Consider the following 21,601-nt stretch of genomic DNA (forward strand, 5'->3'; position numbering starts at 1 on the left):
CCACCTTGGAGACCTGCGCTGGTGACCACGGCGAGAGCTGTCGGTATGAAGCGTTGGGTGCCTTGAAGCCTCTGGTATGGGGGTTTGAGTACTCAAATATGGATGGTGTTATGCGTAAGATGAAGAAAGCTGTTGTTGTGATGCTGGTGTCAATCGGTTTATCGAATGCATGCGTTTGTTTGGCGGAAAATGCCAAAAACGACTTGGGCTATAACCAGCCGTGGCCTACCCCGCGCTTCATTTGGAAGGACGGTAAGCTTCTGCCAAATCCTGAGCTACAGCATGAAGATGAAAATCAAAAAGAAGAAGAAGCTTCGCAGGAAAAAAAGGGCTGATTTTCTAATTTGGTTTTGCCTGTGCTCCTTTGGGCGTTTGGCCAGCTTCCATAGAAGAGGTTGGCCTTTTTACAGCTGCAGCCCTGTGTCATCGCCTACTTTTAAAACTATGCTTTGCCAGCGTTTCGCTGGGTACCTCGTTGAACAGCTTGCGATAGTCGGCTGAGAATCGCCCTAGGTGAGAAAATCCCCAAGCAGTTGCAATCTCCGCGATATTTCGATGGTCTTGGCTAAGTAGGATGTCGCGCCTTACCCCGAGCAATCGGAATTGCTTGAGATAAGCCATTGGTGAAGTTCCAATATATTTTTTGAAGCTTTCGAAAAGCTTGTACTTGGGTACGGCGGCAACGAGTTCAATATCTTCCAGGCAGATGTCATTCGTGGCATTGAGCTCTATGAATTCCTTTGCCTTCAATACGTAGTTTGGGAGGTGCTGGCTCAGCTCTTTGTCAATTTCGGGCGTATAGCTATTGGGTTGAGATATCAGCAAGCAGCGAACAAGAAATTCCGAGTAGTTCAGCGCGACACCTGGATGCCCCAGCAGGCCATCGTCACTGTCCATCTCCCGGAGCGCATTTTTTACCATGCGCCACCAAGACCCTGTTTTCCCTTCGACTGCGTTCATCATTGGGAGAAACTCAACTGGGGAATGGACTGGCTTTTTGATGATGGTTTCAAGAACGCTGCGGACAGTGTCAACAGGTATGGCTATTTGCAATTTTCGGCAATTTCCATCAATTGTGAGATGCTGTTCCCCGGTCGGGCCGAGAATGATTCCAGAGTCGGGAGTTGAGTGGACAGTCGAGCCCCGCACGTGCAAATCTTGAAATCCCTCATCCGGCAAGCTGAGGCTATAGCTGTTGAGGGCATTCTCTCCTCTGATGTCTATCACCGCTTCAGTGCCATATTCGATGTGCCCGATCGTCAGGCTCTCCAGTCTTCTGCCCTGGTGCCTGAACCTCACATGGGCAGGCTTATCTACCCGCAGCATGTGGGGCCCGCAGATGGCGCTCATCCACGCCTGTGCCTCAGCAAGATCATGTATTTCGGTACGGACAGGCTTGCGCAGGGTATTGACCGGCATCACGAATACCTCGGCTATTGTTATTGGCTTATTAATAAGCAAAGTTCGTTCCAGCAACGGGACATAATTATCTGGATAGACGATCGCAATAAATCGGATAGAGCTCGGTAGGTTGGCGGATTTCCCTCGATCTAAAAGTGATTTTCAGCAGAAATTCCTAACTTTCCAGTTATGCCATTGGGGTGGGAATGAGCATTGTGGCTGCACGGCAGTAACGTGTTACCAACCGAAACAAACTCTGAATAATGATAATCATTGGCATCTTGTTTTTTCACGTTCACAGGATGTGGATTATGATCGTTGAATATGTGGATAGACCGCTGCTGAGATGATTCTTTTAAATGGAGGCACACCTACAACAATGCCTAATGGCCAGAGGTCTTGCCGCGATGTCCTCCTACCGAACCGCAGAACAGTGGACGAGCTTTGTAGAAAGCTGCATCGATTTTCGTCCAGTAGAGGGTATTTTTCGAATTGCCCGAGACATGTTCACTGAGCCTGAGCTCTATGACTTGGAAATGGAGCTGATCTTCGAAAAGAACTGGATCTACGCCTGCCATGAGAGTGAGTTGCCCAACAAACATGACTTCGTAACGATGCGAGCTGGGCGGCAGCCGCTGATTATCACCAGAGATGGTGAAGGAAATCTGAACGCGCTGATCAACGCCTGCCAGCATCGTGGCACTACGCTGACACGTGTGATGAAGGGCAATCAGTCCACGTTTACTTGCCCCTTCCATGCTTGGTGTTACAAGAGTGATGGCCGCCTTGTAAAGGTGAAGGCGCCTGGGGAGTATCCTGAAGGGTTCGACAAAGCAACCCGTGGCCTGAAGAAAGCCCGCATCCAAAGCTACAAAGGGTTCGTATTCGTAAGCCTTGACAATGACGGAAAGGACTCTCTGGAAGATTACCTCGGTGACGCCAAGGTGTTCTTCGACATGATGGTCGCACAATCGCCTACTGGGGAGCTTGAAGTTCTACCAGGTAAGTCGGCGTATACCTATGAAGGTAACTGGAAGCTGCAGAATGAGAACGGGCTTGATGGTTACCATGTGAGTACGGTGCATTACAACTACGTGGCAACCGTTCAGCATCGTCAGCAGGTAAACTCTGCCAAGGGTGTTATGGCAAGCGACACGCTTGATTATTCGAAGCTTGGCGCCGGAGATAAAGAAACAGACGATGGCTGGTTTGCTTTCGAAAATGGCCATACCGTGCTGTTCAGCGATATGCCGAACCCCAGTGTAAGGCCAGGTTACGCATCCATTATGCCAAGGCTCACTCAAGAGTATGGCAAGGACAAAGCTGAATGGATGATGCACCGACTTCGTAACTTGAACGTTTATCCAAGTATGTTCTTCTTGGATCAAATTAGCTCTCAGCTTCGTATCATCAGACCGTTGGCTTGGAATAAAACTGAAATTCACAGCTTCTGCCTGGGTGTGAAAGGTGAGTCCGACGCAGATCGGGAGAACAGGATCCGCCAGTTCGAAGACTTCTTCAATGTCTCAGGTATGGGCACGCCGGATGATCTGGTGGAGTTCAAAGAAGCCCAGCGAGGCTTCCAGGCCCGTCTGGAGCGTTGGAACGATATCTCCCGAGGGTGCGATCGCTGGGAAAAAGGCACTACCAGCAGTGCGAAAATCCTGGGCATTCAGCCCGCGATGACGGGTGTCGAGTTCACCCACGAAGGCCTCTATGTCAATCAGCATTCCAATTGGGCGAAGTTCCTGCTTCGCGGGTTGGAACAGAAGAAGCATGCCGAATCACAACTGATTGCCCGTGAGGTTTGAGATGAACAGTGAACTTCAGTACGAGATTGAAAAATTCTTCTATCGAAAGTCCGCGCTGTGTGATACCCAGTCCTGGGACGAATACATTGATCTGTTCACCGAGGATAGCGAGTTCCACCTGCCTCAGTGGGATTCGGAGCATGTGTACACCACGGATCCGAAGAAAGGCATGTCGCTCATCTACTACGCCAACCGTGGTGGTCTGGAAGATCGCGTGTTCCGTATCAGAACAGGAAAGGCGGCTTCGACCATCCCGATGCCCAGAACCCTGCACATGGTCAGCAATATCCAGATCGAAGCCGTGGAGGGCGGGGATCTGAGCGTCAGCTTGAATTGGTTGACGCTTTACCATCGGCTTCAGATTTCAGAGCAATTCTTTGGGCGGGCTGATTATCGCCTGCGCAAAGTCAATGGTCAGTGGAAGATCGCCAGGAAGTTTACCGTCCTGCTGAACGATACCATCAATTCGGTATTGGATTTCTACCATCTCTGACAGTGGGTCGATCATGCCTCATAAAATTGCACTGAGCTTCGCAGATGGTAAAACATTCTTCTGTGAAACCAATGGTGTCGAAAGTGTTTTAGATGCCGCTTTGAAAAATGGAATCAAGATACCGCTTGATTGCAGGGAGGGCGTTTGCGGCACCTGCCAAGGTCGGTGTGACTCTGGCAATTACACCCAGGACTATGTCGATGATGACGCGCTGAGCGCCGACGATCTTGCCCAAGGGAAGGTGCTGACCTGCCAAACGAAGGTCTCGTCAGATGCCGCGTTCTACTTCGACTTCGATTCGACCCTGTGCTCAGCACCACCGACTCGGCAAATTGAAGGCGTGGTGGTTAAAGTCGACAGAGTCTCTGACACCACGGCGGTGCTGCACCTGGATGTGTCGTCTGCGGCAGCCATGGTCGATTACCTCCCTGGCCAATACGCCAGGCTTCAGGTGCCGGGGACCGCGAACTGGCGCTCCTACTCATTCGCCTCCGCACCTGGTAGTACGACCCTCCAGTTCTTGATCCGTATTCTACCCAGCGGCGTGATGAGTGATTACATCCGCGAGCGCTGCGCCGTAGGTGACTGCGTGATGGTGGAGGCACCGCTTGGGGCGTTCTACCTTCGCAAGGTGAAGAACCCCTTGATCATGGTCGCTGGGGGAACGGGGCTTTCGGCATTTCTGGGGATGCTCGACCAGATATCTCAAGCACCTATCGGCCAGGACGTCACGCTTTTCTATGGGGTGCGCAGCGCTGTGGATCTGTGTGAACTGGATAGGCTGAACAGCTTCACTGACACCATTCCCGGCTTCGAGTATCACCTTGTTGTCAGCGAACCGGATGCTGAATGGCAAGGCAAATCTGGCTACATAAATCAGCATCTCTGTGTCGATACTATTTCCAGGACGGAGCACGACATCTATCTCTGTGGGCCACCCCCTATGGTTGAGTCAGTTAAAGAGTGGAGGACTACGCACGGGTTGGAACATAGCACGCTCTACTTCGAGAAATTTACCGAAAGCAATACCTAGCGCCCGGCTTTGCAGTCGCTTGGTATCTCATTGAATTCTTAAGAGAGGAAAAGCTATGAGTAGTCCTGTTGTTCAGCGAGTCGAAGTGTTGATTGTTGACTTGCCAACGATTCGTCCTCACAAACTAGCCATGCGTACGATGAAGGGTCAAACCCTGGTGTTGCTGAAACTCCATTGTAGCGACGGCGTCGTGGGGATTGGCGAGGCTACAACAATTGGCGGCTTGAGTTATGGTGCCGAGAGTCCCGAGAGCATCAAAACAAACTTGGAAGCCTGGTTCGCGCCGTTGATCGTTGGGGAAGACGCAACCAATATCAATCGGCTGCTCAAACGTATCAATCAGCAGGTGAGGGGTAATACCTTCGCCAAGTCCGCTGTTGAAACTGCTCTGCTTGATGCCCAAGGGAAGCGCCTCGATATTTCGGTGGCTGACCTGCTTGGTGGACGCGTCAGAGAGGGCTTGGAATGCGCCTGGACACTGGCTAGCGGCGACACTGTACGGGACATCGATGAAGCTGAGCAGATGCTCGACCTTCGCCGACACCGGCATTTCAAACTGAAAATCGGTGCCAACGACCCTCTCGTGGATATCGCCCATGTGAGCGCGATCAAGCGAGCCTTGGGTGATCGCGCAAGTGTGCGTGTCGACGTCAACCAAGCCTGGAGCGAAGCCGTCGCCATTCGCGCGAGCCAGATGCTCGCCGATGCAGGCGTCGAGTTGATCGAGCAGCCTCTGCATCGATCTGACCGTCTGGGGATGGCGCGACTGAGCGCTAAGAGCCCGATTCCACTGATGGCCGACGAAGCTATCGAGTCCGTGGCAGACAGCTTTGCCCTCGCTCAAATGGCGGCAGCGCCGATCTTCGCCTTGAAGATTGCAAAAACAGGTGGGCCTAAATCAGTCCTCAAGACCGCAGCCATCGCTGAGGCGGCGGGTATTGCTTTGTACGGCGGCACAATGCTTGAAGGCACTGTCGGAACTGTCGCATCGGCACAGGCCTTTTCAACGTTCGAGAGTCTGGAGTGGCATACCGAGTTGTTCGGGCCGCTCTTGCTGACAGAAGACGTTGTAATAAACCCTCTTCAATATCGTGATTTCCAGTTGATCCTGCCAAGTGGTTCCGGCTTGGGCGTGCATCTGGACGAAGAAAAATTGGCATTCTTCAGTCGAAAATAAATCCAAGAAGGAGGCGGTATGCTTTTTCATGTTCGTATGTCTGTGAATATACCCCATGATGTGCCTGAGCACTTTGCCAGTCAACTCAAGGTGGATGAAAAAGAAGTTGCTCAGAAACTGCAGCAAGAAGGTGTATGGCGGCACCTATGGCGCGTGGCTGGGCTCTACTCGAATGTGAGTGTGTTTGACGTTCCAGATGCTCAAGTCCTTCATGAAATACTTATCGGCCTCCCGTTGTTCCCGTACATGGACATTGAGGTAACGGCGCTGTGCCGACATCCTTCGTCTATTCATGCCGATGATAAGTAAGTCACCCTGATAACAGGAGATAAGCAATGAGTGTCGCTATTTCGCATACTGCAGAGGTTCAGAAGTTTTTTGAGATGGCCTCCGGTTTTGACCAATCCGGCGGTGATACTCGCGTGAAAACCATCACGCACCGCGTGCTGACCGACATCATAAAAATCATCGAGGAGTTGAACATCTCCACCGAAGAGTTTTGGGCGGCAGTCAACTACCTGAACGTGCTGGGCTCGCGCCACGAAGCTGGTCTGGTAGTAGCCGGGCTTGGCTTGGAGCATTACCTGGATCTTCGACTGGATGCCGAGGATGCTCGCAACGGCGCCGTTGGAGGGACTCCTCGTACGATCGAAGGCCCGCTTTACGTTGCCGGCGCTCCTCTGAACGAGGGTTTTGCCAAGCTCGATGATGGCGTCGACAAAGGTGTTAGGCTCACGATGGCAGGGGTGGTGCGTGATACCGATGGTGCGCCGATCCCTGGAGCGTTGGTCGATGTCTGGCACGCCAACACGGGTGGTACCTATTCGTACTTTGACTCGTCGCAATCTGAATACAATCTGCGCCGGCGCATCGTGACAGATGCCGATGGCCGCTATCGCTTCGACAGCATTGTGCCCTCGGGGTACGGTTGCCCGCCGGATGGCCCGACCCAGCAATGGCTAGACCAATTGGGCCGGCATGGACAGCGTCCCGCACATATCCACTTCTTCATTTCAGCTCCGGCGCACCGGCACCTGACCACTCAGATCAACCTCTCCGGTGAGAAGTATCTCTATGACGATTTCGCCTATGCCACGCGTGATGGCTTGGTAGCGGACATCGTCTTTGCCGATGCCCCAGAGATGCCAGGTGGGAAAGTCGCATCGATCAATTTCGATTTCGCTTTGCAACCCGCCAGGAACGAAAAGTCTGAAGGTCGTCGCAGTCGAGTGCGAGCCCTGGAGTCGTAGTAGCTACTCAGGCCTTTCCGAAAGTAGCGGGCTGGAAAGGCCTGGATATGTAACAACCTGTTCCCTATGCCGATAAAACGCTTACCCAGCAAAATAATAATGGCGGGATTTTCCAATGTGTAAAATGTCACATATGTCGTTGGCGTCATTTGCTGTCGCCTTCAGTTCTTTTTCTTGCGCCTCAGATTCAAATTCTCTAGATGGGTTTTTGGCAGGAAGTAGTCTTAATATTCTCTTGAGAAATGCATATATCAGCCGTGATTACAGATCCGGGTCGCAAGATAAGGCTGAATGGGGACAAGCCTTCCTTTCAAGGTTCTCGTCTGGGTTCTATGACCTGTCAGGCGTTGGAATAGGGCTTGATGCGTTTGGCCTGGCCGCTCTCCGGCTAGATGGTGGGGGTGGTACCTCAGGCGCTAATGGGATCGACTTTTTTAAGCGAGACAGTCATGGTCATCCGTCTCGCGATATCTCGCGCGCAGGCGGCTCCGTCAAGATCAAAGTTTCCAACACCATCGTTCAGTATGGTGATCTCATGCCGACCCTCCCAGTTATCAATACCGATGACTCTCGTCTGTTGCCCGAAAACTTCACTGGGACACTGATCTCGTCCAAGGAAATCGGTCATGTGGAAATGATCGCAGGCCACTTCACTGCTGAGACTCGAAAGAGTGCCGCAGGTCGTGATAGTGGAGGCCTCGATGAAATCGATGTTGTAGGTGGTTACTTTGACATCTCACCTCAGCTGCAAGCTTCGATCTTCCATGCTGATGTGGAGGGGCGCTTGAGGCGCAGCTTCGCGTCAGCCAGCTATACCATCCCCTTGTCAGACCGAAAGTCTATAAATTTTGATTTCAATGGCTATGTCACCAAGCTCGACAAGGGGTTTGCCCAAGCCCTCTCTACCGGCCAGGACAACAAGCTCTGGAGCTTGGCGCTGAACTACAAGGTCGGGCCTCATACACTCGTTCTGGCTTACCAGCAAAACGCGGGTGACAGTCCCTACGTCTACGGTGGGTATCAGAGCGCGGGCTATGTAGGTGACGGTGGCGGGACTATCTTCGTCGCGAACTCGTACTGGTCTGACTTCAACGCGGAGGATGAGCGATCCGTGCAGATTGGCTACGGCCTAGATTTCGCCGAGTACGGTATGCCTGGCCTCAGCTATCGAGTGGCAGCGCTCAAAGGTTTCAATATCCGAACCGCTGATGGAGAAGGGGAGGAGCGCGAGATCTTCAACCAGGTTCAGTATGTCGTTCAGAGTGGTGCGGCGAAGGACTTGAAACTCCGGCTGAGGGCTTCGTGGGTCAGGGTTTCGAATAATTCCCGAGATTGTAACCAGGACGGAGACGAAATACGGATGCTTGTCGAGTATCCGATCAATATCTTTTGAATAGTCGTATGGCTGCTTTGAAATAGGCGGCCATTTTTTAAGGGTGGTTATTGCGGGCATTGATTGGCAGCCCCTGTGTCGTATTTTTAAAAATAGATACTGACTTGAAACCAACGATGCCGTGTTCGGCCCTATGGTTCCAAAAAAATCAGGATAGAACTCATGTGTCGGAGAGCTAGTGGCCCATGGTTCGATTTGAAACATACACATGGCACATGTAACCTGTGGGAACAGTGCGCTGGTCATCTATCGTGCGTGATTAAATGGCTGCACTTCTCAAACTGACTATTTAACGCTGGCGAGTCCACATTTTTAGGATGCGCATAGACGAGGCGATTTTCAAGAAAAAACCACATTCCGTTCGAGTTGTACACGGCCTCAGCGCCCGCATAGTGCCTGATATTTGGCCGAAAAAGGGCAAATCCAAATTCGTTCGTGCAGTGGCATGTGCGGTGCTTCTCTAGTAGGGCTGAAAAGCCTCATATATAGGAGATGCGCAAATGAACAACATCAATAATACAAATCTCGATCTCGCCGTCTGGTTCTCCACTCCAAGTCTGGCGCTTGGTGAAATTGCCAAGAATGTGGGATACCGCACTGCAGTCCTAGATATTGAGCATGGCAATTTTGACCTGGCTGATCTTGAGCGCTTCGTACCGGCCCTGAAATGGCTTGGCTTCAAGGTATATGCCAAGGTACTGGGGCCGTTCCGTGAAGCCATCCAGCAAGGGTTGGACTTCGGTGCTGACGGCGTGATCATTCCCCACATTGAGGGCGAGGAGCATGCACGGAAAGTCTGTGGGTTCTCGAAATTCCCCCCACTCGGAGATCGTAGCTCTGCAGGGGGCCGAACCCAGAACTACGGCATGGCCGATGACGCCTGGTTCAAAGAGCAGGACATCAAAACCAAGTGCTTCCCCATGATCGAAGACGCTGGGGCTTTTGCAGAGGTGGAGAAAATCCTGGCCCTTGATTGTGTCGATGGCATCTTCATCGGGCCTACCGACCTGTCCCTTCGTCGCGAGCGTGGGTCGTACAAGCGTAGCGCCGGCGATTGGGACGACCTGGCTATCATCGCCGAAGCCGCGAATCGGGCAGGTAAGCCGTGGATCTTCCCTGCGTGGAGCGAGGTTGAAAAACGCTTTGCTCTGGACAAGGGGGCAGCAACTATTTTGCTGACCATGGAGCATATCGCGATCTCAGCCGGACTGAATCAGGCTTGGGATCAGATGCAGAGCGTGGTACGTGAGGCAGAGCGAGGCAGCCAGGAATGATTGCTGGTTCGACGATTCATCGGAAGCGGTGGATGATCGGAGGGCTGCTAGGCCTGGGATCGTTCGTTAACTATGTTGATCGCGTCAACCTCTCAATTGCTGCTACTCCTTTGGCGCAGAGTCTGGATTTAAGCCCTGCTGAGATGGGCATTGTCTTCTCGGCATTCTTATGGACGTACGCAATCCTCCAAATTCCGATGGGAATGCTGATCGATAAGATCGGTGTCAGTTGGGCAATGCGGATTGCCACGTTGCTGTGGGGTGTTGCAACGCTGTTGACCATCTTTGCGGGAGGGCTGGGGCTGTTGATTGTCGCACGACTTATTCTTGGGGTTGCAGAGGCGCCGGTAGTACCTGCTGCCTGGAAAGCCACGGGGTACTGGTTCCCAAAGAATGAGCGTGGGATGTGCACGGCGATGTTTGATGGTGCATCCAAACTGTCGATGGTGATTGGTATCCCCATGATGGCATACGCTGTTTCTCACTACGGCTGGCATGCAGCATTTTATGTGTCGCTTGTCATGAGCATGTTCTATTGCATCGTCTTCTGGATGTTCTATCGCAGCCCTCAGGAAATGAAAGATAAGGGATGGCTTACTGAGCAAGAGCATAGGTACATTTTGGAAGGTGGTGCGCAATCCGAAGAGAAAGCAGAGACAGGTAGCGGTCTGAAAGGCGTGAAATATCTCCTCTCTCAGCGCAAAACCTGGGGGCTGGCGATCGGGTTTGCGAGCTACACCTACTGCTTCTATGTACTGCTCACCTGGATGCCAGCCTACCTCGAAAAGCAGCTTGGGTTGAACGTACTCTCTAGTGGGATGTACAGCTCATTGCCCTGGGCCTTCGCGATTGCAGCAGAGTTCATTATCGGCGGCTGGTTGGTTGACAAGCTGATTTCCAGGGGTAAGGACTCCACGAAGGTTCGTCAGTATGTGCTGATCGGCAGCATGCTGCTTTCGTTGTGCGTAGTCGGGGCGGCTTTCGCTGACACCGTCTGGTTGGCTCTGGTGTTTCTGTCACTAGGGGCTGCGGGCCTTGCAATCACGGCACCCACCGCATCAAGCATCGTTGCCTTGATTGCTCCTCAGGGGCAGGTGGCTGCATTAGGCGGGATCGTCAACTGTGTTGCGAACTTCTGTGGTATCGCCGCGCCGATTGTGACGGGCTTGATCTACCAGGCGACGGGGAGTTTCTCCATTGCATTTCTCGCCTGTGGGGGCGTCGCAGTGATCGGCATCCTCAGCTACGTATGTGTGCTTGGTCGGATTACTGCGATTCCTGATCAGCCAGAGGCAGATCTTGTAGGCCAGGTAGCAGTGGGTCCACAACTTAATTAATCGTTAAGTGTGTTGTGGGGCTCATGAGCTGGAGTTTTAAAGTGTAGGCTGAAGTGAGGTGGCTTGGGAGTCCAGGCCACCTCATTTTTCATTTCAATGGAATGGTATATGAGATGATAAAGCGGTTCTGGTCAGAGTCTCTGGCTGTTTCAAGATTGGTTCTATAAGGAGCGTTGAGCCATACAAAGGACAAGTCCTTAAGTGGCCCGTCTTGGATGACGTAGCTTAAGGTATAGTCTGTCTCGAATTCTTTTCTGCTTCCGAGTTTCGTAGCTATCTGGTCGCCATAGAAATACATGGCGCTGGCTCTTAATCCAGGAATGCCCAGCCCCGAAAAGTCGTAAGTGTAGTCGATGGCTCTGGTTCGCTCACCGGCACGCGTATAGGCGGCTGCGAGTGTCGATGTGAAGGTATACTGGTTGGTTCCATTGCCCTGGTTTAACCAAGGCAGGTCGCTTCTACCATTTAGCTTTTGATAACCGAGGCCAACCGTGTGCGTGCCAAACGAATAGGTGAGCCGTAGGGTGGTCATCCGGTTGTCGACCTTGCCCTTAGTTATATAGGGGCTGTCTTCGCCATAGAACCCCGAAATCGTATAGCCATCAGCCAGGCCTGATGCTTTTCCATTCTTCCCGTCAGGAGTGCTGAAATACTGTCTAGCATCAAAATTTACGCGGCCTGGGCCAAGATTCAGTAGGTATTTCAACCCTAGGAAGTCTTGTTTGTAAAAATCTGTCAGTTGAGCATGATAGTACTGCAGTGAGAGATTTTCAGACGCTTGGTACTCAACCCCAGCATAGATAAACTCATTTACGAAGCGTGCAGGTGCACCGTCTTGGGATGCGCTGGATGGGCGCTGGGTGTTCGCACCATTGATAGAAAGTCCGCTGTGGCCACTGTTGATCCTGCTCTTCGCAGCGTTCACTCTGCCGACGGTCAGTTTAAGTCCATCCAGATCGCTAGAGGTCGCTTCGGTTCCTGTGTAGGTCTGGGGTGCAATCCGTCCGATGTTGGAGGTGATCACAGGGTTGTTCGGGGTAATTTCTCCCGCTTTAATGACCGACTTTCCAAGGGCAAGTTTGACAGCTACGCCCAAGCTGCTGAACTCATCGACAGAGCTATTATCATGCTTCAGTGGGAAGCTCGCCCCAGGCTGTCGAGTGCGTCCAGGCTTATCTGTTCTTCCCCCGGAGTCTAATTTGAATACAGCGGTGCCTTTGACATCGACGCCGACGCCAACGACTCCATCTGTGAGCCCGGATGAGTAGTCCAGGAGAAATCCCTGTCCCCAGTCGGTTTGGCGAGAAGGGCCCGCATCTCCTGAGTGAAAGTCTTGGTCAAAGTACAGGTTTTTTAGAGTAAGGCTGGCCTTGCCATCTTCAATGAAGCCTGCGTTTGCCGCCGAGCCTGAAACAGCAATGCCTATGGGTAGCGCCCATTCCATAACCTGAATAATGCCTTTACCAAAGCGCATTAAAACCTCCCGGAAGTGATGATTATTATTTTTGAGCGGGTTGCGCGGTGTGCTGCTGTGTAGATTTCCTACAAGTGGTTGTTACCTGGCGGATCAAATCAAGAAAATGCTCCGCTGAGGGTCATTGATACAATCCGTGTACCAGTGAGGTTGGTAGTTGTGGCTTTGACGGTTGAGCGTTCCAAGTTGGTCAAAAGTACTGGTTTGGGCGGTCGTTTTTAATCGTTGCGTGGCTGGTGTTTATGGCTTTTGGCGTTTGCAGGGGAGGCAGCTTTCGAGGTGTGCATGCCTAAATGCTGATTTGCAATCGATAAATCGTCACTCAGTCAATGTAAATCCATGCTGGCACAAAATCTGTTTGTTCAATGGGTGAATGCCAGCGTGGTCGTCTCTAAAGGGATTGTGCTGGGAAGGGAAAATAGTGGAGGACTAATAATTGAAAGTTGCACTTTGCCAGTTGAACTCAAAGCAGGATAAAGTTGCGAATATCGCTTCAGCGATCGAGCAAATCGGTAACGCTGTTAAACAGGGCGCTCGTGTGGCTGTTCTGCCCGAATGTATTGATTACATGGGGCCCATCTCCGGAGTGCTCGGCAACTCAGAGGAGTTCGATGGTGCAACGCCGGCAGCATTTGCACACGTGGCCAAGGAACATGGTATTTGGATCGTCGCTGGAACTATTCGTACCCGCTCAGAAGGCGAAACGCGCTGTTCGAACACAGCTTATGTCATTAGCCCGGACGGCTTGATTCACTACCATTACAACAAGGTTCACATGTTCGATGTCCTCATCGACGGCCAGGTAGACTTCCTTGAGTCGGCCATTGTGAAGCCAGGTTCTGAGGTAGGGTTCACCCACATCGATGACGTGCCTGTCGGGCTCGCAATCTGCTTTGACATCCGCTTCCCGGAGCTTTTCCGGGCTCAGGCCCTCAAGGGGGCAAAGGTGATGTTCGTACCAGCCGCCTTCACCATGTTCACGGGTAAGGATCACTGGGAAGTGTTGCTGCGTGCCCGCGCGATTGAAAACCAGTGCTTTGTGGTCGCCGTAGGGCAGTGGGGCGCCCACGCTCCTGGGACGGTCTCGTATGGTCGCAGCATGGTAATCGATCCGTGGGGTACCGTACTTGCCACAGCACCGGATGGGGTGAATACCACCGTGGTAGACCTCCCTATGCATCGAATTGATGAAGTTCGTGCCTCGGTTCCATCCCTCGCAAACCGCTGTCCTGAGGTATACAAACTCGGGCTGTAATTGCAGCGCCATATGGCCGCCTGCCAAGGGTGCGTGTATGGCGTCGATCCACTGGCCGCCCCTGACCTCTGGCTTTGGCGGCCCGTGATTTAGTTTGCGGTAGACGAGAACAAAGCGTTTACATACCAATAGCGAAAGTCATGTGCGAAATGCGCAAGAAATTTTGTAGGCTGAGCACTTGTCACAAAAGAAACTTAAATCACTATGATAGTGAGGCCTCCAATCAGGAGGCCTTATCTTGTATCAGCGTATTGTTTTTCCAGTATCGGTAGTCGCCTTTTCCATCGCAAGCGCCCATGCAGCAGACACCTATGAGTTGAATACGCCACGACTGACCGGCATGGACAACTTTCGTGACATTGCGGGCACAACTGAAGCCTATGCAACGGCTAATGACGGTGTCATGAGAGCAGGCGTTTTCTATCGCTCTAATGTGTTAACTCCCACGGCTGATGATCTAATCGTTCTGAATTCTCTGGGAATAAGCTCCGTTTTTGACTTGCGTTCTGATTGGGAGGTCAGTGCTACACCTGACGCCCTGCCAAGTGGAGCCCAGTACTTTCAGATTGATATCCTGGGTGGAGCGCTCGGGCTGCCCAACGGATACGACATCACCACAGCTCAGGAAGCGGGCGAGCTGATGGAAGCCACCAACAGGGCCTTTGTAAGCGACGCCAGTACTCGGGAGCAGTTTAAGCTCCTTTTTGAAGAGTTGGCGTTGACCGATGGCGCCGCATTGTTTCATTGCTCCTCGGGGAAGGACCGCACCGGATGGGCTACCGCCGTCTTGCTCAGCATCGCGGGTGTGAGCTCCGAAACCATCTTAGAAAACTATATGGCAACGAACGCTTACACATCTGATCGTGTGACAGCACTGCTTGCTTCCTTGCCGGCAGACCAGGCCGCGATGTGGCAGGCGTTGATGGTTCAGCGGCCAGAGTACCTGCAGGCGGGCCTCAACGAAGCAGCCGCACTGTATGGCAGCATGGAGGGTTATCTGGAGAGCGGGCTTGGTCTTTCAAAGGAAACCATTTATGTCCTGCGAGGGAAAATGGTTTATTTCAGCAGTTTGCCAGGCCAGGCTGAGTTGTTGGGGAACGCTGCTGCCGGAGCGAAGCTCCTTCAAGAACTCCAGAACTCAAGTCTGTCCGGCGCCTTCACGGCATACAACTATTATCTGCAATCCTCCATTGAACAGGGAAATCTCAATCGGGTGGAGTCGAAGATAGGAGGGCAAGTCCTTGCCGATACCGCGTCCTACCTGCTTAGGCAGGGCAGTTTGATCCAAGATTCTGCACAGCCGCTCACCACTGGCATTGGCTTGAGGACAGGGCAGAGACGCATCTGGTCTACTGGTATCGCCGATCAGACTCGCACTGGCAGCTCGAATCATACAGCGGGTAGCGATACCAACAGCCAAGGCATGATGGTCGGCCTGACCCAGAACTTCAATGACATGCTTTCTGGGTATGCAAGCTTTGGCTATGTCCATGGAGGTGTCAATGCTGCAGACGGTCATTCCTCCAACAACACTACCTTCCTGTCGGTCGGCACGCGTTTCGCACCTGATGGGCTGGAAAAAGGGCTCTTTATGTCGGTACACGGATTGGCTGGTTATGTCGACTACGACAGTAGCCGTGACCTGACCATGGGCTTGGGCACAGCGAAGGGGGAAACGCATGGTAGCCTGACTGGAGCCGGTTTGGATCTGGGCTACCGTGCCCAAACTAAAAACGTCACCGTCGAGCCGAGCTTGGGCGTTCGCTACAGCCAGCTGGAACTTGCCAAATTCAACGAAAGCGGAAGCGAACTTGCTCTAGATGTAGACGAGACCCAGGGCTCCAATACGGCGGCTTTGGCCAACCTAAACATTTCACTGGCTCCTATAGAGCTGTCAGGTGGTTGGCGTGTCTCACCCGGTGGGCGCGTGCGATACACTCGCGACCTTGATGGACACGACGTCAACAGTAGTGGAAGTGTTGAAGGGTTGACGGTCAGGCAGCGAGCCGCTTTCAACAGCAAGGATCAATTTTCAGCCGCTCTTAATGTGTCTGCAAACCTGAAGCAGCTCACCTTCGCGGCAGAGGTGACGGCGGTCAAAGCGGGGAGGACCGATGGCTTGGCAGGAAGTCTGAAGGTCGGTTACGACTTCTGAGGGATCAGGGGTATTCGCGCGTGTTCACAACTTCACGGCTTCAGTGGCTAAAGTTGAAGCGCTTTTGCAACTCCGCAGGCGTAACGCCATAGGCCTGCCTAAAGTATTGGCAGAATCGTCCGGAACTGCCAAATCCCAACATCAACGCCACATCATTGACGCTGGAGACAGTGCCAGAGCTTAATAGCTGGTGCGCGTGCTCCAGCCTCACTTTTCGTTGGTAGGCAATAATGGTTAACCCTTCAAATTGTTTGAAGCCCATCTGAAGTGATCTCAGGCTGACATTTGATAGTCTGGCCAGCTCCTCGCCTGTTATACATTTTCTGAAATTTTCCCGTATATACTCGGTGGCAATTTTTACGTGCCGGGGAGAAGGCGCTTTTGTCGGCCTGTTCAGCGCTGCGCAGTAATTATTGGGCCATGACAGAAGAATTGAATCTACCAGCATTTCTTTCACTCGAGCAGGGGTGAATGCGTTTGAGTTAATGAGGTCGGCCAGTTCCAGCCCTGTGGCAAATGTGATCATTGACTTTATTGCAGTCAATTTAAGTTTGTCTAGGTTTACAATCTGCTCGAAATGGATTGTGTCCATGGCAGGCTTCTCGAGCAAGATGGATAATCGCTCTGAAATGACACGCTCGCTTATAGAGCAACCTAAATGACGGTGGTTGTGGTGATACTGGACTGCAGTGATATCTGACTTGCGGGTTGAAATGGCCAGCCCTGGCGTTCCAGTGATATTGTTCATGAGTATCACGCCGCGATCAGGGAAAAGAAATGTGAATTCGTCGCTGCTGAGGTTTGATTTACCTTGCCAATCTCGATATTCGACATGACGAAAGCTGAATCCTCCCATACGACCGTATACCCCGGACAGGAACTCAGACTCAACGTGTACATGTCTTCTATCATCTGCCGTTAGCGATCTTCGTAAGACCTCAGAGCTAAATTGCTTCTCACCCAACGTAGCTGAGTTGAAAACGAGTCTCTCAAGTTGAAATTTTTCAGTCACTGTTCTAACCGTTCCATCACATACCATATCGGCCTAAGCGGTAGTACGTTCGTCAGTCGCCCAACCCTGCAATGTTAAGTGATGAACATGACAGCGATAGGATTGGGAAAGGCTCATGTGAGTTCAAAATGCTGCACTAAGGGGAGCAAGTGGGGCCGCTGAAGGGCAGTGTAGTCGCTGCGACAATTGTGCGGTTGACAATCTTGGGAAAACGATTTGTTACCTAATCGATAGCCTGCTACCATTTGTGCTCCGTGAGATACGATGACTGTCATGTATATGACATCGAGTGGTTTGCCGTACGCCCCCGTCGTCGCAGAAGAGCAGGCCTCAAGCCCGCCGTCGCCAGCATTTCACGGGTCTGAGTGATTAGTCATAGGTAGACCTGCATGTTGTTAACCAAACACACCTCGCGAAGGAAGTTCCTGCTTTCGTCGCTGATCGCCTTGCCCGCGATGGGTATCACCGTCAACGGCCTGAGTGCCGCAATGGCGGCGGAAATAGCGGCGCCGAGCCTCGACAGCTACACCCCGTGCTTTTTCACCCCGGCCGAATGGACTTTCATCCTCGCCGCCTGCGATCGCCTGATCCCCGCCGATGGCCGTGGCCCCGGCGCGCTGGAAACCAACGTGCCGATCTTCATCGACCAGCAACTGGCCGGTGACCTGGGCAGCGAGATCTACCTGGAAGGCCCGTTCGACCTGAATGCCCCGGCCACCCTGGGCTACCAACTGCCGTACACCCCGCAGCAGGTTTACCGCAAAGGCATCGCCGCGCTGGAAAGCTGGTGCCAGGCCACCTATGGCCAGCATTTCGCATTGCTGGAACTGGGCCTGCGCGAAGAGGCGTTGAAAAAACTGCAAGCCGGCCAGGTCGACTTCGCCGCCCATGGCGAACGTGTGCTCAAGGCCAAGCTGTTCTTCGGCGAACTGCTCAACCACAGCCGCCAGGGCTGGCTGGCCGACCCGATCTACGGCGGCAACAAGGGCATGAAGGCGTGGATCGCCATCGGCTTCCCCGGTGCCCGGGCCAGCTACCTGGAATGGGTCGCCCAGCACAATGTCCCGTACCCCCTGGGCCCCGTCAGCCTGACTGGCCAACGCGGTTGATCCCTTCGCTACGCGATACAGCATTCAAGGTTTTTTATGCCACACATTACCAATGACGAAGTCGACGTCGCCGTTGTCGGCCTGGGCTGGGCCGGCTCGCTGATGAGCATCGAGCTTGCCCAGGCAGGCTTGAAAGTACGCGCCTTCGAGCGCGGTGAAGACCGCACCAACGCCGACTTCGCCTACCCCAAACCGGCTGACCAGTATGCCTACGGCGTACGCAACAAGATCATGGTCACGCCCAAGGACGGCGCCCTCACCGTGCGCCATAACCTCAATGGCACCGCCTTGCCGACCCGCCAGTGGGGCGCTTTCGTGCCCGGCACCGGCGTCGGCGGTTCGGGCCTGCACTGGACCGGCGTACTGATCCGACCGACGCCGACCGACATCAAGCTCAAGACCTACGCCGACCAGGCCTATGCCCCGGGCATTTTGCAGAGCGACATGACCATCGGCGACTTCCCGTTCACCTGGGACGAGATCGAGCCGTACCTCGACAAGTTCGACAAGATCTGCGGCCTGTCGGGCAATACCGGCAACCTCAACGGGCAGATCCTGGTGGGCGGTGACCCATTCGAAGGCCCGCGCTCCAACCCGTACCCGCTGCCGGCGCTGGAAGATACGCTGAACAACAAGATGTTCGCCGACGCCGCGCGCAAGCTCGGTTACCACCCGTTCCCCAACCCGTCGGCCAACGTCTCGCGGGCCTGGAAAAACCCGTACGGCAACCAGATCGCGCCGTGCAACTACTGCGGCTACTGCAGCAAGTACCCGTGCCTGAACTTCTCCAAGGCCTCGCCGCAGACGGCGGTGCTCGATGCGCTCAAGCGCATGGACAACTTCGATTACCGGGTCAACGCCAACGTGCTGCGCGTGGAGCTGCACGCCGACGGCAAGACCGCCAAGGGCATCACCTACGTCGACGGGCAGGGCAATGAAGTGTTCCAGCCGGCCAAGATCGTCGTGCTGGCGGCGTTCCAATTCGTCAACGTGCGCCTGATGCTGCTCTCTGGCATCGGCAAACCGTACAACCCGATCACCCGCGAGGGCACCATCGGCCGCAACTACGCGTTCCTCAGCAACGGCGGCGCCACGCTGTTCTTCAAGGACAAGCACTTCAACCCGTTCGCCACCGCCGGCGCCACCGGGCAGATGTTCAACGATGTGTCTCCCGGCAACTACGATGGCCCGTCGCTGGGTTTCATCGGCGGCGCCAAGATCCACAGCTCGCAAGCCACCGGCACACCGATCGGCACTGCGCTGCCGTCCGGCACGCCGGAATGGGGCCAGGGCTGGAAAGAGGGCATGCAGGACTGGTACGGCCATTCGATGAAGATCAGCATTTCCACCGGCTGCATGTCGTACCGCGACCATTATGTCGACCTCGACCCGACCTACAAGGACCCATGGGGCCAGCCGCTGCTGCGCATCACCTTCGACTGGAAGGAGAACGAGCTCAAGCTGCAGCAACACCTGCGCAAGATCGTGCTGAACATCACCCAGGAGCTCAACCCGGACAGCTACAGCGAAAGCTTCCTGGGCATGGACTCGCACTGGGACATCACCAAGTACGTGTCCACCCACAACGTCGGTGGCGCGATCATGGGTGATTCGCCGCAAACCAGCGCGCTCAACCGTTACCTGCAGAGCTGGGACGTACACAACGTGTTCGTGCCGGGCGGCAACGCCTTCCCGCAGAACTTCCAGGCCAACCCGACCTCGATGATTGGCGCCCTGACCCTGTTCGCGGCCCAGGCCATCAAGGATCAGTACCTGAAAAACCCTGGCCCGCTGGTGCAGGCGTGAGGAGCGAGAACATGAAAAACACATCCCGCTCCCTGCTCTCGGTGGTGCTGGGCATCGCCGTGCTGGCCGCTGTGCTGGCGTGGATCGTCGCAGGCTTGCTCAATCGCTCGGGCGATGCGTCTGCGCAGCTGGCCCAGACGGTGACCCCGGCGTTGATCGAGAAAGGCGCCTACCTGGCCCGCGCCGGTGACTGCGTGGCCTGCCACACCAGCCACGACGGCGGCAAGCCGTTCGCGGGCGGGCTGGGCATCGCCTCGCCGATCGGTACTATCTACTCGACCAACATCACCCCGGACAAGCAGACCGGTATCGGCAACTGGACCTACGGCGAGTTCGAGCGCGCGGTGCGCCGCGGCATCGGCCACGACGGTAGCGCGCTGTACCCGGCGATGCCGTTCCCGTCCTATGCCAAGGTCAGCGATGAAGACACCCAGGCGTTGTATGCCTACTTCATGCAGGGCGTTGCGCCGGTCGAGCAGCCGAACAAGGCCAACGACATCCCTTGGCCGCTGTCGATCCGCATGCCGCTGGCCTACTGGCGCGCGTTGTTCTCGCCGGCCCCGCAGGCGAGCGTGACCAGCGCCGGTGGTAGCCGCATCGACCGCGGCGCCTACCTGGTGCAAGGCCTTGGCCACTGCGGTTCGTGCCACACGCCTCGGGCCCTGACGATGCAGGAAAAAGGCCTGGACGAGTCGGCCAGCGGCTACCTTACCGGTGCCGAACTGAACGGCTGGAACGTGCCGGCCCTGCGCGGGATGCCGCACTGGAGCGAGCAAGAGCTGGTCGAATACCTGGGCAGTGGCCGCAACGCCAAGGCCTCGGTGGCTGGCGAGATGACCGATGTGATCGCCAACAGCACCTCGCACATGAGCGATGCCGACCTGCAGGCCATGGCCGCGTACCTCAAGTCGCTGGCACCGGCCAAAGGCCCAGGCTACCAGCAGCAGGCCGAACGCAGCGCGGCGACCACCGCCAAGCTGACGGCGGCCAAGGGCCTGACCCTGGGCGAGCGGCTGTACATCGACAACTGCGGTGCCTGCCACTTCGTTTCCGGGCAGGGTGCAGAGCGCGTGTTCCCGCGCCTGGACGGCGCCTCGGTGGTCAACGCGGCCAATGCCGATGCACTGCTGCACGTGATCCTCGCAGGGGCGGCGACGCCGTCGACCGAGCGCGCGCCTTCGGTGCTGCCGATGCCGGGCTTTGCCGAGCGCATGGATGACGCCGAAGTGGCCGAGTTGGCAACCTTCCTGCGCCAAGGCTGGTCGAATGTGGCCTCGGCAGTAACGGCGGAGCAGGTGCGCAAAATTCGTTCAACCCTTGAGGCGAAGCACTGATTCCGTCCGCATGCCCCCCGCCAAGTTCGGCAGCACATTGCGCTGGATGATCGAGGGTTGCTGATCGCAGTGAAGGTTGCCAACTTTTGGCATTTGCCATTGTTGAAGTTTAAGTCCAGAATCAAGGCTATCCCTGTTTCAGGGATGACTGAAAACCCTTAGATTTCAACGGCTCGCAGGCCCGATGCGAGTCTCGTTTCCCGCTCCAAATATAGGCTTACAGAATTTTACGGAAGTCTGTAAGTTGTCGAAAAAGGGCCTTCGCAGGCTGTGTGAAAACACACTGA

At 54.4% G+C, this 21,601-nt stretch carries 18 protein-coding genes; 15 read left to right on the plus strand and 3 right to left on the minus strand.

Annotation, left to right across the window (positions count from 1 at the left end):
- Positions 1 to 110: 110 nt before the first annotated feature.
- A complete protein-coding gene (locus F3J45_RS26410; RefSeq protein WP_167070034.1) occupies positions 111 to 335 on the plus strand; it encodes a hypothetical protein in 225 nt (74 codons plus the stop codon).
- Positions 336 to 423: 88 nt separating this feature from the next.
- On the opposite strand, the gene F3J45_RS26415 is transcribed toward F3J45_RS26410, so the two are convergent.
- On the minus strand, positions 424 to 1,419 hold the full coding sequence (locus F3J45_RS26415; protein ID WP_167070036.1) for an AraC family transcriptional regulator: 996 nt from the start codon (positions 1,417 to 1,419) through the stop codon (positions 424 to 426).
- A gap of 389 nt (positions 1,420 to 1,808) precedes the next feature.
- Between F3J45_RS26415 and antA the strand changes: the two genes are divergently transcribed.
- From antA to F3J45_RS26460, 9 genes are all read left to right on the plus strand, one after another.
- The gene (antA, locus tag F3J45_RS26420; RefSeq protein ID WP_167070038.1) at positions 1,809 to 3,212 is read left to right on the plus strand and encodes an anthranilate 1,2-dioxygenase large subunit; all 1,404 of its coding nucleotides are present in this window, start codon (positions 1,809 to 1,811) and stop codon (positions 3,210 to 3,212) included.
- 1 nt (position 3,213) lies between these two features.
- Entirely contained in the window at positions 3,214 to 3,705 is a 492-nt protein-coding gene (antB, locus tag F3J45_RS26425) for an anthranilate 1,2-dioxygenase small subunit (protein WP_167070040.1), read from the plus strand.
- Between the two features lie 13 nt (positions 3,706 to 3,718).
- Positions 3,719 to 4,738, plus strand: coding sequence for an anthranilate 1,2-dioxygenase electron transfer component AntC (gene antC, locus F3J45_RS26430; RefSeq protein WP_167070042.1), 1,020 nt, complete (start codon positions 3,719 to 3,721; stop codon positions 4,736 to 4,738).
- Between the two features lie 55 nt (positions 4,739 to 4,793).
- On the plus strand, positions 4,794 to 5,915 hold the full coding sequence (locus F3J45_RS26435) for a muconate/chloromuconate family cycloisomerase (RefSeq protein ID WP_167070044.1): 1,122 nt from the start codon (positions 4,794 to 4,796) through the stop codon (positions 5,913 to 5,915).
- 18 nt (positions 5,916 to 5,933) lie between these two features.
- A complete protein-coding gene (catC, locus tag F3J45_RS26440; RefSeq protein ID WP_167070046.1) occupies positions 5,934 to 6,224 on the plus strand; it encodes a muconolactone Delta-isomerase in 291 nt (96 codons plus the stop codon).
- Between the two features lie 26 nt (positions 6,225 to 6,250).
- The gene (gene catA, locus F3J45_RS26445) at positions 6,251 to 7,165 is read left to right on the plus strand and encodes a catechol 1,2-dioxygenase (protein WP_167070048.1); all 915 of its coding nucleotides are present in this window, start codon (positions 6,251 to 6,253) and stop codon (positions 7,163 to 7,165) included.
- Positions 7,166 to 7,280: 115 nt separating this feature from the next.
- Positions 7,281 to 8,558 carry an OprD family outer membrane porin gene (locus F3J45_RS26450; protein WP_205300694.1) on the plus strand — a complete coding sequence of 426 codons (1,278 nt, stop codon included), beginning with the start codon at positions 7,281 to 7,283 and terminating at the stop codon, positions 8,556 to 8,558.
- 500 nt (positions 8,559 to 9,058) lie between these two features.
- Positions 9,059 to 9,832 carry an HpcH/HpaI aldolase/citrate lyase family protein gene (locus tag F3J45_RS26455; RefSeq protein ID WP_167070050.1) on the plus strand — a complete coding sequence of 258 codons (774 nt, stop codon included), beginning with the start codon at positions 9,059 to 9,061 and terminating at the stop codon, positions 9,830 to 9,832.
- On the plus strand, positions 9,829 to 11,169 hold the full coding sequence (locus F3J45_RS26460; protein WP_167070052.1) for an MFS transporter: 1,341 nt from the start codon (positions 9,829 to 9,831) through the stop codon (positions 11,167 to 11,169). Before F3J45_RS26455 ends, F3J45_RS26460 begins: the two co-directional genes overlap by 4 nt.
- An 88-nt stretch (positions 11,170 to 11,257) precedes the next feature.
- On the opposite strand, the gene F3J45_RS26465 is transcribed toward F3J45_RS26460, so the two are convergent.
- Positions 11,258 to 12,643 carry an OprD family outer membrane porin gene (locus F3J45_RS26465; protein ID WP_167070054.1) on the minus strand — a complete coding sequence of 462 codons (1,386 nt, stop codon included), beginning with the start codon at positions 12,641 to 12,643 and terminating at the stop codon, positions 11,258 to 11,260.
- A 436-nt stretch (positions 12,644 to 13,079) separates the two neighbouring features.
- Here F3J45_RS26465 and F3J45_RS26470 point away from each other — a divergent pair, with 436 nt between their 5' ends.
- Together F3J45_RS26470 and F3J45_RS26475 are read left to right on the plus strand one after the other, a co-directional pair.
- Positions 13,080 to 13,898, plus strand: coding sequence for a carbon-nitrogen hydrolase family protein (locus F3J45_RS26470; protein WP_167070057.1), 819 nt, complete (start codon positions 13,080 to 13,082; stop codon positions 13,896 to 13,898).
- Positions 13,899 to 14,136: 238 nt separating this feature from the next.
- On the plus strand, positions 14,137 to 16,053 hold the full coding sequence (locus F3J45_RS26475) for a tyrosine-protein phosphatase (protein WP_167070059.1): 1,917 nt from the start codon (positions 14,137 to 14,139) through the stop codon (positions 16,051 to 16,053).
- 40 nt (positions 16,054 to 16,093) lie between these two features.
- On the opposite strand, the gene F3J45_RS26480 is transcribed toward F3J45_RS26475, so the two are convergent.
- On the minus strand, positions 16,094 to 16,909 hold the full coding sequence (locus tag F3J45_RS26480; protein ID WP_167070061.1) for a helix-turn-helix transcriptional regulator: 816 nt from the start codon (positions 16,907 to 16,909) through the stop codon (positions 16,094 to 16,096).
- A gap of 545 nt (positions 16,910 to 17,454) precedes the next feature.
- On the opposite strand from F3J45_RS26480, the gene F3J45_RS26485 reads away from it, so the two are divergent.
- Genes F3J45_RS26485 through F3J45_RS26495 form a run of 3 tightly spaced genes read left to right on the plus strand, consistent with a single transcriptional unit; the run spans position 17,455 to position 21,314 of the window.
- Positions 17,455 to 18,174, plus strand: coding sequence for a gluconate 2-dehydrogenase subunit 3 family protein (locus F3J45_RS26485; RefSeq protein ID WP_167070063.1), 720 nt, complete (start codon positions 17,455 to 17,457; stop codon positions 18,172 to 18,174).
- A 36-nt stretch (positions 18,175 to 18,210) separates the two neighbouring features.
- Positions 18,211 to 19,980, plus strand: a complete 1,770-nt coding sequence (locus F3J45_RS26490; RefSeq protein WP_167070065.1) for a GMC family oxidoreductase — start codon at positions 18,211 to 18,213, stop codon at positions 19,978 to 19,980.
- 11 nt (positions 19,981 to 19,991) lie between these two features.
- Positions 19,992 to 21,314 (plus strand): cytochrome c, encoded by a 1,323-nt coding sequence (locus F3J45_RS26495; protein ID WP_167070067.1) that lies wholly within the window; start codon positions 19,992 to 19,994, stop codon positions 21,312 to 21,314.
- Positions 21,315 to 21,601 lie beyond the last annotated feature (287 nt).

It is taken from the genome of Pantoea sp. Ap-967, assembly GCF_011752565.1.
Classification (GTDB): domain Bacteria; phylum Pseudomonadota; class Gammaproteobacteria; order Pseudomonadales; family Pseudomonadaceae; genus Aquipseudomonas.

What these genes read in the sequence shown, in the direction of transcription:
- F3J45_RS26455 (WP_167070050.1), top strand. Translation starts at nt 9,059, where the DNA reads ATGAACAACATCAATAATACAAATCTCGATCTCGCCGTCTGGTTCTCC.
- antA (WP_167070038.1), top strand. Translation starts at nt 1,809, where the DNA reads ATGTCCTCCTACCGAACCGCAGAACAGTGGACGAGCTTTGTAGAAAGC.
- F3J45_RS26410 (WP_167070034.1), top strand. Translation starts at nt 111, where the DNA reads ATGCGTAAGATGAAGAAAGCTGTTGTTGTGATGCTGGTGTCAATCGGT.
- antB (WP_167070040.1), top strand. Translation starts at nt 3,214, where the DNA reads ATGAACAGTGAACTTCAGTACGAGATTGAAAAATTCTTCTATCGAAAG.
- catC (WP_167070046.1), top strand. Translation starts at nt 5,934, where the DNA reads ATGCTTTTTCATGTTCGTATGTCTGTGAATATACCCCATGATGTGCCT.
- catA (WP_167070048.1), top strand. Translation starts at nt 6,251, where the DNA reads ATGAGTGTCGCTATTTCGCATACTGCAGAGGTTCAGAAGTTTTTTGAG.
- F3J45_RS26435 (WP_167070044.1), top strand. Translation starts at nt 4,794, where the DNA reads ATGAGTAGTCCTGTTGTTCAGCGAGTCGAAGTGTTGATTGTTGACTTG.
- F3J45_RS26460 (WP_167070052.1), top strand. Translation starts at nt 9,829, where the DNA reads ATGATTGCTGGTTCGACGATTCATCGGAAGCGGTGGATGATCGGAGGG.
- F3J45_RS26485 (WP_167070063.1), top strand. Translation starts at nt 17,455, where the DNA reads ATGTTGTTAACCAAACACACCTCGCGAAGGAAGTTCCTGCTTTCGTCG.
- F3J45_RS26465 (WP_167070054.1), bottom strand. Translation starts at nt 12,643, where the DNA reads ATGCGCTTTGGTAAAGGCATTATTCAGGTTATGGAATGGGCGCTACCC.
- F3J45_RS26495 (WP_167070067.1), top strand. Translation starts at nt 19,992, where the DNA reads ATGAAAAACACATCCCGCTCCCTGCTCTCGGTGGTGCTGGGCATCGCC.
- F3J45_RS26490 (WP_167070065.1), top strand. Translation starts at nt 18,211, where the DNA reads ATGCCACACATTACCAATGACGAAGTCGACGTCGCCGTTGTCGGCCTG.
- antC (WP_167070042.1), top strand. Translation starts at nt 3,719, where the DNA reads ATGCCTCATAAAATTGCACTGAGCTTCGCAGATGGTAAAACATTCTTC.
- F3J45_RS26415 (WP_167070036.1), bottom strand. Translation starts at nt 1,419, where the DNA reads ATGCCGGTCAATACCCTGCGCAAGCCTGTCCGTACCGAAATACATGAT.
- F3J45_RS26480 (WP_167070061.1), bottom strand. Translation starts at nt 16,909, where the DNA reads ATGGGAGGATTCAGCTTTCGTCATGTCGAATATCGAGATTGGCAAGGT.
- F3J45_RS26450 (WP_205300694.1), top strand. Translation starts at nt 7,281, where the DNA reads ATGTGTAAAATGTCACATATGTCGTTGGCGTCATTTGCTGTCGCCTTC.